At 62.6% G+C, this 12,900-nt stretch carries 14 protein-coding genes; 5 read left to right on the top strand and 9 right to left on the bottom strand.

Going from position 1 to position 12,900, the window contains the following annotated elements:
• Positions 1 to 103 precede the first annotated feature (103 nt).
• The gene (locus tag PMI34_RS15550; RefSeq protein WP_008049604.1) at positions 104 to 757 is read left to right on the top strand and encodes a peroxiredoxin; all 654 of its coding nucleotides are present in this window, start codon (positions 104 to 106) and stop codon (positions 755 to 757) included.
• 139 nt (positions 758 to 896) lie between these two features.
• Here PMI34_RS15550 and yghX read toward each other — a convergent pair whose 3' ends face one another.
• From yghX to PMI34_RS15580, 6 genes are all read right to left on the bottom strand, one after another.
• Complete coding sequence (gene yghX / locus PMI34_RS15555) at positions 897 to 1,784, bottom strand: YghX family hydrolase (RefSeq protein ID WP_008049603.1); 888 nt, start codon at positions 1,782 to 1,784, stop codon at positions 897 to 899.
• Between the two features lie 150 nt (positions 1,785 to 1,934).
• Positions 1,935 to 2,336: a heme-binding protein gene (locus PMI34_RS15560; RefSeq protein WP_008049601.1), complete on the bottom strand. Its 402-nt coding sequence runs from the start codon at positions 2,334 to 2,336 to the stop codon at positions 1,935 to 1,937.
• A gap of 19 nt (positions 2,337 to 2,355) precedes the next feature.
• Positions 2,356 to 3,573 carry a glycolate oxidase subunit GlcF gene (glcF, locus tag PMI34_RS15565; protein WP_008049600.1) on the bottom strand — a complete coding sequence of 406 codons (1,218 nt, stop codon included), beginning with the start codon at positions 3,571 to 3,573 and terminating at the stop codon, positions 2,356 to 2,358.
• Between the two features lie 3 nt (positions 3,574 to 3,576).
• On the bottom strand, positions 3,577 to 4,641 hold the full coding sequence (glcE, locus tag PMI34_RS15570) for a glycolate oxidase subunit GlcE (RefSeq protein WP_008049599.1): 1,065 nt from the start codon (positions 4,639 to 4,641) through the stop codon (positions 3,577 to 3,579).
• Complete coding sequence (glcD, locus tag PMI34_RS15575) at positions 4,641 to 6,140, bottom strand: glycolate oxidase subunit GlcD (protein ID WP_008049598.1); 1,500 nt, start codon at positions 6,138 to 6,140, stop codon at positions 4,641 to 4,643. The genes glcE and glcD overlap by 1 nt, the downstream gene beginning before the upstream one ends.
• A gap of 233 nt (positions 6,141 to 6,373) precedes the next feature.
• Positions 6,374 to 8,137 (bottom strand): L-lactate permease, encoded by a 1,764-nt coding sequence (locus PMI34_RS15580; protein ID WP_008049597.1) that lies wholly within the window; start codon positions 8,135 to 8,137, stop codon positions 6,374 to 6,376.
• A gap of 180 nt (positions 8,138 to 8,317) precedes the next feature.
• On the opposite strand from PMI34_RS15580, the gene PMI34_RS15585 reads away from it, so the two are divergent.
• The gene (locus PMI34_RS15585) at positions 8,318 to 8,554 is read left to right on the top strand and encodes a hypothetical protein (protein ID WP_008049596.1); all 237 of its coding nucleotides are present in this window, start codon (positions 8,318 to 8,320) and stop codon (positions 8,552 to 8,554) included.
• 38 nt (positions 8,555 to 8,592) lie between these two features.
• On the opposite strand, the gene PMI34_RS15590 is transcribed toward PMI34_RS15585, so the two are convergent.
• Positions 8,593 to 8,853, bottom strand: coding sequence for a hypothetical protein (locus PMI34_RS15590; RefSeq protein WP_008049595.1), 261 nt, complete (start codon positions 8,851 to 8,853; stop codon positions 8,593 to 8,595).
• A gap of 427 nt (positions 8,854 to 9,280) precedes the next feature.
• On the opposite strand from PMI34_RS15590, the gene PMI34_RS15595 reads away from it, so the two are divergent.
• Together PMI34_RS15595 and PMI34_RS15600 are read left to right on the top strand one after the other, a co-directional pair.
• Positions 9,281 to 10,345, top strand: a complete 1,065-nt coding sequence (locus PMI34_RS15595; protein WP_008049593.1) for a hypothetical protein — start codon at positions 9,281 to 9,283, stop codon at positions 10,343 to 10,345.
• Positions 10,346 to 10,362: 17 nt separating this feature from the next.
• Positions 10,363 to 10,716: a DUF1428 domain-containing protein gene (locus PMI34_RS15600; protein WP_008049592.1), complete on the top strand. Its 354-nt coding sequence runs from the start codon at positions 10,363 to 10,365 to the stop codon at positions 10,714 to 10,716.
• A gap of 14 nt (positions 10,717 to 10,730) precedes the next feature.
• Here PMI34_RS15600 and PMI34_RS15605 read toward each other — a convergent pair whose 3' ends face one another.
• Positions 10,731 to 10,925 (bottom strand): hypothetical protein, encoded by a 195-nt coding sequence (locus tag PMI34_RS15605; protein WP_008049591.1) that lies wholly within the window; start codon positions 10,923 to 10,925, stop codon positions 10,731 to 10,733.
• Between the two features lie 122 nt (positions 10,926 to 11,047).
• Between PMI34_RS15605 and thpR the strand changes: the two genes are divergently transcribed.
• The gene (thpR, locus tag PMI34_RS15610) at positions 11,048 to 11,590 is read left to right on the top strand and encodes an RNA 2',3'-cyclic phosphodiesterase (RefSeq protein ID WP_008049590.1); all 543 of its coding nucleotides are present in this window, start codon (positions 11,048 to 11,050) and stop codon (positions 11,588 to 11,590) included.
• A gap of 141 nt (positions 11,591 to 11,731) precedes the next feature.
• On the opposite strand, the gene PMI34_RS15615 is transcribed toward thpR, so the two are convergent.
• Entirely contained in the window at positions 11,732 to 12,829 is a 1,098-nt protein-coding gene (locus tag PMI34_RS15615; RefSeq protein WP_008049585.1) for a polyamine ABC transporter substrate-binding protein, read from the bottom strand.
• Positions 12,830 to 12,900 lie beyond the last annotated feature (71 nt).

The following is a 12,900-nucleotide window of genomic DNA, read 5'->3' as shown; positions in this document are numbered from 1 at the left end:
GGCGAGTCGCCGAGCCTCTCCTATACTGATTCGCGTCCATGCCGCGGGAAGTGCATTCACAGCCCTGACGGCGTCCCTGTCCATCACTGCAAGGAGATCGAACATGGCTATCCGAATTGGCGACGAAGCACCGGATTTCACCGCCGACACCACCGAAGGCACCCTCAATTTTCACCAATGGATCGGCGATGGCTGGGCCATCCTGTTTTCCCATCCCAAGGACTTCACCCCGGTTTGCACCACTGAACTGGGTTACCTGGCCAAACTCAAGCCGGAATTCGACAAGCGCAACACCAAGGTCCTGGGCCTCAGCGTCGATCCGGTCAGTGACCACAACCGCTGGGTCGGCGACATCGCCGAGACTCAGGGCACAGCGGTCAACTATCCGCTGATCGGTGACGAAAACCTGGTGGTGGCCAAGCTCTACGACATGATCCACCCCAATGCCAGCGGCGGCGCGCGTACGGCAGTGGACAATGCCACGGTACGTTCGGTGTTCATCGTCGGCCCGGACAAGAAGGTCAAGGCCATGCTGATCTACCCGATGAGCGCCGGTCGCAATTTCGATGAAGTGCTGCGCCTGCTCGATTCCCTGCAACTGAATGCCAGGCACACCGTCGCCACGCCAGTGAACTGGCGGCCGGGTGAAGACGTGATCATCCCGACCTCGGTGTCTGACGAAGACGCGAAGAAGAAATACCCGGATGGATTCAAGACCCTGAAGCCGTATCTGCGGACGGTGGCTCAGCCGAAGTAACCTCGGCAGCCCTGAAGCCGCCTTCGCGGGCAAGCCCGCTCCCACAGGGATCTCCGGTGAACACAAGATCTGTGTACGACAGAGATCCCTGTGGGAGCGGGCTTGCCCGCGAAGGGGCCGCCCCTGCTGGCCGAGTACTTCAAACCAGATACTTTTTAAACCACCCCAACGTCCGCTCCCACGCCAGCTTGGCCGCCGCCTCGTCATAACGCGGCGTCGAATCGTTGTGGAAACCATGATTGCAGCCCGGGTAGATATAGGCCTCATAGGTCTTGCCCCCGGCCTTCAAGGCTTTCTCATAGGCGGGCCAGCCTTCGTTGATCCGCGTATCCAGTTCGCCGTAGTGCAGCATCACCGGGGCCTTGATCCGGGGCACTTCCTCGGCCGCAGGCTGACGGCCATAGAACGACACGGCGGCCCCCAGTTCCGGATAGGCCACGGCGGCGGCGTTGGTCACGCCACCGCCGTAGCAGAACCCGGTGATGCCGACCTTTCCAGTGGCGGCGGGGTGTTTCATCATCCACTCGACGGCAGCGAAAAAGTCGTTCATCAGCTTTTCCGGGTCGACCTTCGCCTGAAGCTCGCGGCCCTTGTCGTCATTGCCGGGATAACCGCCGACCGAGGTCAGGCCGTCGGGGGCCAGGGCGATGAAACCGGCCTTGGCCACACGACGGGCCACGTCTTCGATGTAGGGGTTGAGTCCGCGGTTTTCGTGCACGACCACCACCGCCGGCACCTTGCCGGTGGCTTTGGCCGGACGCACCAGATAACCGCGAACCTGGCCGTGGCCCTTGGGCGACGGGTAGGTGACGTACTCGGCAATGATGTCCGGATCGGTGAACTCGACTTGCTCGGCCAGCGCATAGTTGGGGCTGAGCGCGGCGAGCAGGGCACCGGCGGTCATGCTGCCGAAGGTGAACAATGCTGCGCGGTCGAGAAACTCCCGGCGATTGATCTTGCCGTGGGCGTAGTAGTCGTAGAGTTCCAGCAGTTCCGGGGAAAAGTCTTTGGCAGTTAGACGGGGCATCGGTGCAACTCCTCACAGAAGGTTGAACACGGACCCTGTGGGAGCGGGCTTGCCCGCGATGAGGCCATTACATTCAACATCTATGTTGAATGTTCCTCTGCCATCGCGGGCAAGCCCGCTCCCACAGGGATCTAGGGTGATGCCAAAATCTCATTTCAGGCACTGCGCCCCAGCCTTCGCTACCTGCGCATCCTGCTCTGGCTTGACGCCCGACACCCCGACAGCGCCTATCACCTGGCCATCGACAATGATCGGTACGCCGCCTTCCAGCGAAGTCAGCAGCGGTGCTGACAGGAAAGCGTAGCGCCCGGCGTTGACCATGTCCTCATAACCTTTCGATTCGCGCCGGCCGAGGGCCGAGGTGCGCGCCTTTTCGGTGGCGATGTAGGCACTGCTCGGCGCGCAGCCGTCGAGGCGTTCGAGGGCCAGGGGGTGGCCGCCGTCATCGACTACCACTATGGTCACGGCCCATTGATTGGCTTGTGCTTCGGCGTGGGCGGCGGCAAGGATCAGGCCGACTTCGGCCTGGCTCAAGACGGCTTTGCTGTTCATGGGTATCTCCAGGGATTGGTTAAGGCAGGGCGGCTTCGACCAGTTCGATCCAGTGCCGCACCGGGGTTCGCCCCGCGCCATCGAGGTGCGACTGGCAGCCGATGTTGGCCGTGACAATGATCTCGGGATGGCCGCTTTCCAGGGCGTTGAGCTTGTTGTCGCGCAGTTGTCGCGACAGTTCGGGCTGGGTCAGCGAATAGGTGCCCGCCGAACCGCAGCACAGGTGTCCGTCGGGGACGGACGTCAGGGTGAAACCGAGTCCGGTCAGCAGCGCTTCCACGGCACCGCCGAGTTTCTGCCCGTGCTGCAAGGTGCAGGGGCAATGGAAGGCCAGGCGTTGAGAGGCGTGGATGCCGAGCTTTTCCAGCGGTTCGTCGCGCAACACCTCCACCAGGTCCCGGGCCAGCTCACTGACCTTTTTTGCCTTGTCGGCATAGGCCGGGTCGCTGGCGAGCAGATGGCCGTAATCCTTGATGAAAGCGCCGCAACCGCTGGCCGTCTGCACAATCGCCTCGGCGCCTTTTTCGATGCCCGGCCACCACGCGTCGATGTTGCGCCGGGCACGGTCGAGGCCAGCGGCCTGGGCGTCCAGGTGGTAGTCCACGGCGCCGCAGCAACCGGCTTCGCGGGTCGCGATGACGCTGATCCCCAGCCGGTCCAGCACCCGCGCCGCCGCGGCATTGGTGTTGGGTGACAGGCTGGGCTGCACGCAACCTTCGAGCATCAGCACCTGACGCTCGCGCAGGGTCATGGGCCGCGGCTTGGCCGGGTAGACATTGCGCGGCAACTTGCTTTGCAGGGTGCCGGGCAGCAGCGCGCGGAACACCTGACCGCTATTGACCAGGCTCTTGAACAGCTCTGGATGGGGCACGGTCTGCCGTAACCCCTCGCGCAACAGGCGCTGGCCGAGGGGGCGCGGCACCGCCGCATCGACCACCGCGCGCCCGATGTCCAGCAGGTTGTGGTAGTCGACGCCCGACGGGCAGGTGGTTTCACAGTTGCGGCACGACAGGCAGCGGTCCAGGTGCTGTTGGGTCTTTTGCGTGACGTCGTTGCCTTCCAGCACCTGCTTGATCAGGTAGATACGGCCCCGTGGTCCGTCCAGTTCATCGCCGAGCAATTGATAGGTCGGGCAGGTGGCATTGCAGAAGCCGCAGTGCACGCAGGTACGCAGGATGCTTTCGGCTTCCGCGGCGCGGGGCAGATGGCTGGCGCTTTCACTCAAGGTTGTCTGCATGGTTCAAAGCTCCGCGTACAGGCGTCCGGGGTTGAAGATGCCCCGTGGATCGAGCTGTTGTTTCAGGTTGCGGTGATAACGCATCAGCGCCGGGGGCAGCGGATGGAAGGGGCTGTCGGTCAGACCATGGCTGAAACAGGTGACATGGCCGCCGACCTCGTCGACGACCTGGCGGATGTACGCTGCTTCGGCATCGGATTTCAGCCAACGCTGGGCGCCGCCCCAGTCGATCAACTGGCGCCCCGGCAGCGCCAGGAGCGGCGTGTTGTTTGGCAGTGACAGGCGCCAAAGCGGTTGGTCTTCATCGAAGAAGCTCAAGCGTTGTTCGTTGAGATCGTCCCACCAACAAGCCTCCAGCCGTTCACCCCCGAGGCGCTCATGGGCCGCCGCCACCGAACCCTCACCGCCTTCTAGCCGCAGGTGCAGGCGTGAACCGTCGTGACAGGCCGCGCTGATCGGCAATGGCTGCTGGCCCCATTCCGCCAGGCGCAGCAAGGCCCGTTCGGCGTCCATTTCCAGGCTGATGCTTAAGGCTTGCCGGGGTTTTGGCAGCACTTTGAGGGAAACCTCGGTGATCAGCCCGAGGCTGCCGTAACTGCCGGCCATCAGGCGCGACAGGTCGTAGCCGGCGACGTTTTTCATCACCTCGCCACCAAAGCGCAATAGTTTGCCCTGACCGGTGATGACCCGCGTGCCAAGAATGAAGTCCCGCACCGAACCGACCCACGGGCGCCGTGGCCCGGAAAGCCCGCAGGCGATCATGCCGCCGACGGTGGCGCCGTCGCCGAAGGACGGCGGTTCGCAGGGCAGCATCTGTTGTGCGGCGTCCAGCACCTGCGCCAGTTGCGACAACGGCGTGCCGCAACGGGCGGTGATCACAAGTTCAGTTGGGTCGTAACTGACGATGCCCCGGTGCGAGCGGGTGTCGAGAATTTCCCCGGCCGTGGTGCGCCCGAGAAAGGCTTTGCTGTTGGAACCCTGGATGCGCAACGGCGTGGCGTTTTCCAGCGCCTGATTGACCTGTTCCAGCAGTGACTGGCTGTCATCGAAATCTTCAGGGCCGTGCATCAGTAACGCTCCAGCTCGGGGAAGGGCAATTGACCGCCGTGTATGTGCATGGCACCGAATTCGGCGCAGCGGTGCAGGGTCGGAATGTTCTTGCCAGGGTTGAGCAGGCCACCGGGGTCGAAGGCGGCCTTGATGGCATGGAACAGGGTGAGCTCATCGCTGTTGAACTGCGCGCACATCTGGTTGATCTTCTCGCGGCCCACGCCGTGTTCACCGGTGATGCTGCCGCCGACTTTCACGCACAACTCCAGGATCTTGCCGCCCAGGGCTTCGGCTCGATCAAGCTCACCGGGTTGATTGGCATCGAACAGGATCAGCGGATGCATGTTGCCGTCACCGGCATGGAACACGTTGGCCACCCGCAGGCCGTATTCGTTCGAGAGTTCGGCGATGGCGTGCAGCACGCCGGGCAGTTCGCGGCGGGGGATGGTGCCGTCCATGCAGTAGTAGTCCGGCGAGAGGCGGCCCACCGCCGGGAAGGCATTCTTGCGCCCGGCCCAGAAACGCACGCGTTCGGCTTCGTCTTTGGCCTGGCGCAACTCGATGGCGCCGGCCTGTTGCAGCACTTGGCGCACCCGGTCGCAGTCATCTGAGACATCGGCTTCAACGCCGTCGAGCTCGCATAGCAGAATGGCCTGGGCATCCACCGGATAACCGGCGTGGATGAAGTCCTCGGCGGCGCGGATCGCCAGGTTGTCCATCATCTCCAGGCCACCGGGGATGATGCCGGCGGCAATGATGTCGCCGACCGCGCGCCCGGCTTTTTCCACGCAATCGAACGCCGCCAGCAGCACTTTGGCGGTCTGGGGTTTGGGCAGCAACTTGACCGTGACCTCGGTGATCACCCCGAGCAGGCCTTCGGACCCGGTGAACAACGCCAGCAGGTCGAAACCGGGGGCGTCGAGGGCGTTGGACCCCAGGCTCAGGTGCTCGCCATCGACGGTGAGGATGTCGACCTTGAGCACGTTGTGCACGGTCAGGCCGTACTTGAGGCAGTGCACGCCACCGGCATTTTCCGCGACGTTGCCGCCAATTGAGCAGGCGATTTGCGAGGATGGATCCGGCGCGTAATACAGGCCGAAGGGGGCCGCTGCCTGGGAGATCGCCAGATTGCGCACGCCGGGCTGAACCCGCGCAGTACGGGCGGCAGGATCGATGTGCAGGATGTTGTTGAAGCGCGCCATCACCAGCAGCACGCCTTTCTCCAGGGGCAGTGCACCGCCGGACAAACCGGTGCCGGCACCACGGGCCACGACGGGGACGCGCAGCTCATGGCAGACCCGCAGCACCCCCTGGACTTCGTCGATGGATCGGGGCAGCACCACCAGCATTGGCGTGGTGCGATAGGCCGACAGTCCGTCGCATTCGTAGGGCTTGAGTTCCTCCTGCTGATGCAGGATTTCCAGGCCCGGCAAGCGGCTCTGCAGGGCCTGCAACAGTGCCTGTTTGTCGACGTCGGGCAAGGCGCCGTCAACGCGTTCATCGTAGAGAATGTTCATGGGATCACGATTCTCGCTGGAGGCCACTGACCTTCATCATTAGCCCGTCAGGCTCAGCTGTCCATGGGATCGTTGTCTGCTCGACGTACCACCATCCACTGTGGGAGCGGCGGTGCGGCGATCCGACTTGCTCGCGAAAGCGGTGTGTCAGACGGCAATGTCCTCGACTGACACTCCCTCTTCGCGAGCAAGCCCGCTCCCACAGGGAACAGGCTCATGCAGAATGACGCGATTCAATGCCCGCCCACCACCATATGGCTGAACGGTGCGACGTAGGCCTGCAGCGTCACCAGGCCACCGACCAGGATCGCCAGCACAATGGAGTGGAAGAACACGTAGCGCAGGATTTCCCCTTCATGGCCGTACCAGCGGGTGGCGGTAGAGGCGACCACGATCGACTGGGCGTCGACCATCTTGCCCATGACCCCGCCGGAACTGTTGGCGGCGGCCATCAACACCGGGCTGATGCCCAACTGCTCGGACGTCACCCGTTGCAAGCCGCCGAACAGCACGTTGGACGCGGTGTCCGAGCCGGTCAGCGCTACGCCGAGCCAGCCTAGCAGGGTGCCGAACATCGGGTAGAAAATGCCCGTCGCGGCGAAGGCCAGGCCCATGGTCGCATCCAGCCCCGAGTAGCGCGTGAGGAAGCCCAGTGCGAGCATCGCCGCAATGGTGGTCAGCGAATAACGCACCACCCAGAGGGTGCGCAGGTACTGGTGAATCAGTTGCGGGATCGAGTAGCCCATCAGCAAACCGCCGACAATCGCCGCCAGCAGAATGCCGCTGCCGGTGGCGGTGAACCAGGTGAACTTGTACACCGCTTCTTCGGTTTTCGGCGCGGCCACCACGGGCGGGACTTTCTCGACCTGCAAGTGCAGGGTGGTGAAGGTCACGACCGGCGCAAACACGGGGTTCGCCTCACGCATCGGCTTGCCCTGGGGATCGAGCTTGGCGGCACTGGTTTGCGGGTCGATGGCGGGGCGGGTGTCGAAGGTGTTCTTGAAACCCTGGGTGCCCCAGATGAACACGAAGACCGTCAGGATCAGCCACGGCATCCACGCCCGCATCACTGCCGGTTTTGCCTCGTTGGCAAAGGTTGCAGTGGGTACAGGCTTTTCGTCGTGCTCGGCGTCGATCTTCGAGTTGTCCACCCGGCCGGTCAGGGCGGCGGACGTGTGTACGGTGGCCGGTTTCCACACCTTGAGGAAACCGGTCAGGCAGGCCATGGAAATCAGCGCGGCGATCACATCCACCAGCATGGGTCCGTGATAGTTCGACACGAGGAACTGCGGAATGGCAAAGCTGACCCCGGCCACCAGGATCGCCGGCCAGATTTCCACCATCTTGCGCCAGCCGGCAAAGGCCCAGATCAACCAGAACGGCACCAGCACCGAGAAGAAGGGCAACTGCCGGCCGACCATCATCGACAGCTCCATTTCATCCAGCCCGGTGACCTTGGCCAGGGTGATGATCGGCGTGCCGAGGGCGCCGAACGCCACGGGGGCGGTATTGGCGATCAGCGCCAGCCCTGAAGCGGCGAGGGGCGAAAACCCCAGACCGATCAGAATCGCCCCGGTCACTGCCACCGGCGTACCGAAACCGGCCGCGCCTTCGAAAAACGCCCCGAAGCAGAAGGCGATCAGCAGCAATTGCAGGCGCCGGTCATCGGTGATGCGCGCCAGGGAGTCTTGCAACACCTTGAACGAGCCGTTCTCGGTGGTCAGGCGGTGCAGGAAGATGATGTTCAACACGATCCAGCCAATCGGCAGCAGGCCGTTGGCCGCACCGAACAACGCCGCCGAACCTGCCATGCCTGCCGGCATGCCGAAGGCGAAGATCGATATCAGCAAGGCCGAGGCCAGGGCGAGCAACGCCGCCAGGTGCGCCTTGACATGGAAAAACGCGAGGGACGCCAGCATCACCACCACTGGCACAGCCGCCATGAGCGTTGAAAGCACCGGGTTACCGAACGGATCGTAGACTTGCTGCCAGACCATGTTCCACCTCTGCTTTTTATTGTTGAACGTGCAGATCCCCCTGGGGGGAGGTGGTTTTCAGTATAGGTGGCATTGCGCCGCTGTCAGACCAGGCCTCCGGTCCTGCCAATCGGCGCATTCCGGAGGGCTGAGCTAGCATGGCCAGTAGGGTTTGAATTCAGTCAGGGGAGGAGTGCAGTCATGACCGAGCGCCATATGGAGCACAAGGAAACGCTATCGAACGGATGCAGCATCAAGGTCAAGGCCGAGATATTGAAAGACGGTTCGTTGGGCATGTTCATCGGTGTCTATCGGCCGGACGGATCGGCCATCGATGAAAACCACGACCCACGGCCGCACATGCTGGACATGGAAGCGGCGTTGGATTGGGGGATCGATATTGCCAAGGGGATCGGCAACAGCCAGCGAACCTTGTGAGCGGTTGCCATCCGTGCCCGGGCGACCGGCGGTCGCTTTCAGAACCCGAACGAACGGGCCGAGCCTTTTGCCAACTCGACATCCAGCAGATGCTCGACCAGCACGTCATTCAAAAACCGGAACTGATCATTGAGCCCGACCACTTCGTTGCTGAAGTGATGATCGGCTGCCGGGATCAGCAACGCCTCGAAATTTTTGTCGAACATCAGAGTCAACTCTTTACGTGACTCGAATTTCTGAGCGTAGAAATTGTTGCCGAACAGCGGAAAACGTACGGCGAGGGTGACCGTGTGGATCATGATGTTTGCTCCTCGCTCAGGACGTACCAGGCAAACACACTCAATGTGAACGCCGTCAGGGCCAGGCAGGTCAGCAGATGGATCAGCATGAGGTTCCCCTCCGATTCGGGGTTTCGTGTTGGCTTGGGACCGATCCTACGCTGACGGCGTTCAAGCGGAAGGCAATCGCGGCGATGGTGAATATCGACGCCAGTGATGGTGGTTTTTGTGCTGTCTGCTCTGGCCCCTTCGCGGGCAAGTCGGATCGCCGCACCGCCGCTCCCACAGAAAGCGGTTGGCCACGTACCTGTGGGAGCGGGCTTGCCCGCGAAGAGGGCCTCAAAAGTGCCGCCGACTGTCGGCCAGGCACATGCCGCAACCTATACTTGAATCATGGTTTTCGAGTGCTGGACATCCCGCCCGGTGCACACTTCAGGAAGCCGCCATCTTGAACCTGCGTTCGCTGATCATTGCCGTGCTGGTGGTGCTGGCAGGGTGCGCCACGCCGCCGCGTGCGCCGGTGGAAGTGGCGCCGGTCATCGTTCCTGCCAGCACCTGGCAACAGGTGGACCGGGAGATCGTCGCCGCGTCGCAGTCGGCCACCGAGCAGACCCGAATCTACTCCCGCGGTGCCATGGATTACTGGCGCACACGGGTCTATGAATTGACCGAACAGAATTTCATTCCGTGGTTCAGCAGTTACTGGACCCAGGAATGGCTGTCGATGAAGGTCAGCTGGTACACCCTCAGCGCCAAGGGCGAGCAGGGCGCATCGGAAAAACGCCTGGCGGCCTACCTGCTCGAAGCCTATCAGGAGAAGGTCCTGGCCCCGGTGGCAGTGGAAGTCGATCCCGATTCGATTCTCGGCCTGTCAGTGGCGTTCTACGTCGACATCCTCAAGGAAGAACTGCAGAAGATCTCCACCCGCCACGGCGTGCCCATGGCCCAGCTTAACGGGCGCATCCAGAAAATCCCGGCCATCGCCCTCGGGCCACCCCCGGCGCGGAACGCCTCGTTGTACCAGATCGTGCACACCGAACCGCTGAACACCTTGCCGGCCTACGCCGCGCTGATCGACAAAATCCACAAGGCCGGCGGCGACAGGGGCGTGGGTTCGACCGACACCGCGATGGCACCGGTGGCCAGGCGCGCCAGCCGGCGGATGGAAGCCGAAATGGCCCCGCGCGGAGCCGCCAGCGCCGTGGCCGCGGCAGCCGGGAAACTCGCCGGTGGCTTGATCACGGTAGGGGTGGCGGGCATTCGCGCACTGATTCAGGCCAATGACCGGCCCGACAGTGAGGCGCTGATCCGCAGCAGCCTGGGCAATACCTTCGACAAGGCCTGGCTCAAGCTGGTGCAGAACCCGACCAGTGGAGTCATGGCCGGCACGCTTTACATGGCGGGGCAGATCGAAGGCAGCCTGGCGGACCGCACTGCACCGCCGGTCGGTTTGAGCGCAGGGACTGTCGATTTGACGCCAGCGCAACCGACTACCCAGCAGAACACCCCATGACCCAAGGAGAAATACCCATGTCTTATGTCGATGGTTTTATCGCTGCCGTACCCACCGCCAACCGTGAGCAATACCTCAAGCACGCCAAAATCGCCGCCTCGGTCTTCAAGGAAAACGGTGCCTTGAGCGTGGTCGAATGCTGGGGCGAAGACGTGCCGGAAGGCAAGGTCACCTCGTTTCCAATGTCGGTGAAGCTCAAGGAAGGCGAAACCGTTGCCTTTGGCTGGATCATCTGGCCGGACAAGCCCACCCGCAATGCCGGAATGGACAGGATGATGCAGGACCCGCGCATGAAGCCGGACGTCAATCCGATGCCCTTCGATGGCCAGCGCATGGTCTACGGCGGGTTCGAAGTACTGCTCCAGGCCTGACGCCGCACGCGGGATCACTCCGGCGTCGGGGTGATCCTGCAACTCTTGCGCTGGCGGATCTCGTCGTCCGTCGGCCGCTCGCGGATGAACTCGAAGCGCGGCTCGCCTTCGCTGTAGTGCACCAGCCAGCCCCATTCCAGTTTGAGTTCATCCTGGCCGGGCTCGTGCGGTCTGGCCCACCATGGCTCTTTGCTGATGATCTGTCGCATGGCCCCCTCCAGTATCTCGGGATGCTAGAACTATAACGCGCATGCCCCACAGCGCCATAAATACGCTGGCCGGTACGCGAGGGTTGAGTACACTCAGGCGGTCTTCCCAGGAGGTGCCCGGCATGAACGACGAATCCCGCGAGCCGTTCAAGCGTCTGTTCTTTGCGCTGAACTGCGCCCCGGTCCAGCGCCGGGAGATAGCGCAGTGGCGCAGTGCGCTGCAACTGCGCAACGGACGGCCGGTGCCAGCGGAAAACTTTCACCTGACGCTGAAGTTTTTGGGGGCGGTGGGCGTGGCGCAGATTGCCGACATCTGCACCGCTGCCGCGTCCATCCGCACACCGGGCGAGCGCCTGACGGTGGTGCTGGATCGCGTGGACGTGTGGCGCAGGGCAGGGGCGCTGGTGCTCGCGCCGCAGCAGGCGCCCCCGGCATTGCTGCGCCTGGTGTATGACCTGGAACAGGCGATGTTGCCGTTCGGCCTGGAGCAAGCGCCAAGGGAATACCGTCCGCACCTGACCCTGGCGCGGGACTATCGGGCGCCGGTGCCGGAGTCCGCGACACCCCCCGAATTCTTCCTGCGGGCTGATCGATTCACCCTGTTCGAATCCCACAAGGGACGTTATCGGGCACTGGCCGAATGGCCTTTGATTGATCCCCAATAAAAAAGGCGCCCGAGGGCGCCAAACTTCACCTGCGCCGAGGGAGCCAGGTGAGGCCGTTCTACTGCAGGAGAGGCAGCGGTGGTAAGGCGCTGCGTGAACGGAAAATGTTGAACCCCCACCGATTAAGTGTGGGGGTCTGGATTATTGGCCCAACTTCACCTTGGTCCAGCCACGGGTCATGACTCGCTGGACGGCAATCGGCTGGTCCGGCACGGCATAGAGCGTGGCCATCACCGCTTCCGGCGGGTAGGAGCCCGGATCGTTGCGGATCGCTTCATCGACCAGTGGCGTGGCCGCGGCGTTCGCGTTGCTGTAGCCGATATTGTTGGTGATGTCGGCAATCACGTCGGGGCGCATCAGGAACTTCATGAACAGGTACGCGTTCTCGACGTTGGCGGCATCGCGGGGAATGGCGAGCATGTCGTAGAAACTGGCGGCGCCTTCTTTCGGGATGCTGTAGTCGATCTTCACCTTGTCCCCGGCTTCCTGGGCGCGGGCCTTGGCCTGCAGCACGTCGCCGGAGTAACCGACGGCCACGCAGATGTTGCCGTTGGCCAGGTCCGAGATGTATTTCGACGAATGGAAGTACGCCACGTTCGGGCGAATCCTCATGAACAGCGCCTGTGCTTCGGCGATGTGCTGTTTGTTCTGATCGTTCACCGGGTAGCCCAGGTAGTGCAGGGCGGTCGGGATCATTTCAGTCGGCGAATCGAGGAAACTGATGCCGCAGGCTTTGAGCTTCTCGGCGTTTTCCGGTTTGAACAGCAGGTCCCAGGAGTTGGTCGGGGCGTTGGCGCCGAGCACTTCCTTGACCTTGGCCGGGTTGAAGCCGATGCCGATCGAGCCCCACATGTACGGGATGGCATGGGCGTTTTCGGGATCGCTCGCGGAGGCATTTTTCAGCAGTACCGGGTTGAGGTTTTTCCAGTTCGACAGCTTCGACTTGTCCAGTTCCTGATAGACGCCGGCCTTGATCTGCTTGGCCAGGAAACTGTTGGACGGCACCACGATGTCGTAGCCGGATTTGCCCGCCAGCAGGCGTGCCTCAAGGGTCTCGTTGCTGTCGAAGACATCGTAGGTCACCTGGATGCCGGTCTCGTCCTCGAACTTCTTGACGGTGTCCGGGCCAATGTAATCGGACCAGTTATAGACGCGCAGAACCTTGTCATTGGCCTGGGCGCCGGTGGCGATTGCGCCCAATAAGGACAGTGTCAGCAGAGTCCTGCCAAACATTTTCATCGGTACAACTCCATTTCTTTTTTATTCAAAAACACAAAACAATTGCAGTCCTGGCACACCCTTTGTAGCAG

This window comes from Pseudomonas sp. GM74 (assembly GCF_000282455.1).
GTDB lineage: Bacteria > Pseudomonadota > Gammaproteobacteria > Pseudomonadales > Pseudomonadaceae > Aquipseudomonas.
Note: the sequence above shows the minus strand (reverse complement) of the source record. Positions and strands in the feature narration are given on the sequence as shown.

What these genes read in the sequence shown, in the direction of transcription:
- PMI34_RS15550 (WP_008049604.1), top strand. Translation starts at nt 104, where the DNA reads ATGGCTATCCGAATTGGCGACGAAGCACCGGATTTCACCGCCGACACC.
- yghX (WP_008049603.1), bottom strand. Translation starts at nt 1,784, where the DNA reads ATGCCCCGTCTAACTGCCAAAGACTTTTCCCCGGAACTGCTGGAACTC.
- PMI34_RS15560 (WP_008049601.1), bottom strand. Translation starts at nt 2,336, where the DNA reads ATGAACAGCAAAGCCGTCTTGAGCCAGGCCGAAGTCGGCCTGATCCTT.
- glcF (WP_008049600.1), bottom strand. Translation starts at nt 3,573, where the DNA reads ATGCAGACAACCTTGAGTGAAAGCGCCAGCCATCTGCCCCGCGCCGCG.
- glcE (WP_008049599.1), bottom strand. Translation starts at nt 4,641, where the DNA reads ATGCACGGCCCTGAAGATTTCGATGACAGCCAGTCACTGCTGGAACAG.
- glcD (WP_008049598.1), bottom strand. Translation starts at nt 6,140, where the DNA reads ATGAACATTCTCTACGATGAACGCGTTGACGGCGCCTTGCCCGACGTC.
- PMI34_RS15580 (WP_008049597.1), bottom strand. Translation starts at nt 8,137, where the DNA reads ATGGTCTGGCAGCAAGTCTACGATCCGTTCGGTAACCCGGTGCTTTCA.
- PMI34_RS15585 (WP_008049596.1), top strand. Translation starts at nt 8,318, where the DNA reads ATGACCGAGCGCCATATGGAGCACAAGGAAACGCTATCGAACGGATGC.
- PMI34_RS15590 (WP_008049595.1), bottom strand. Translation starts at nt 8,853, where the DNA reads ATGATCCACACGGTCACCCTCGCCGTACGTTTTCCGCTGTTCGGCAAC.
- PMI34_RS15600 (WP_008049592.1), top strand. Translation starts at nt 10,363, where the DNA reads ATGTCTTATGTCGATGGTTTTATCGCTGCCGTACCCACCGCCAACCGT.
- PMI34_RS15605 (WP_008049591.1), bottom strand. Translation starts at nt 10,925, where the DNA reads ATGCGACAGATCATCAGCAAAGAGCCATGGTGGGCCAGACCGCACGAG.
- thpR (WP_008049590.1), top strand. Translation starts at nt 11,048, where the DNA reads ATGAACGACGAATCCCGCGAGCCGTTCAAGCGTCTGTTCTTTGCGCTG.
- PMI34_RS15615 (WP_008049585.1), bottom strand. Translation starts at nt 12,829, where the DNA reads ATGAAAATGTTTGGCAGGACTCTGCTGACACTGTCCTTATTGGGCGCA.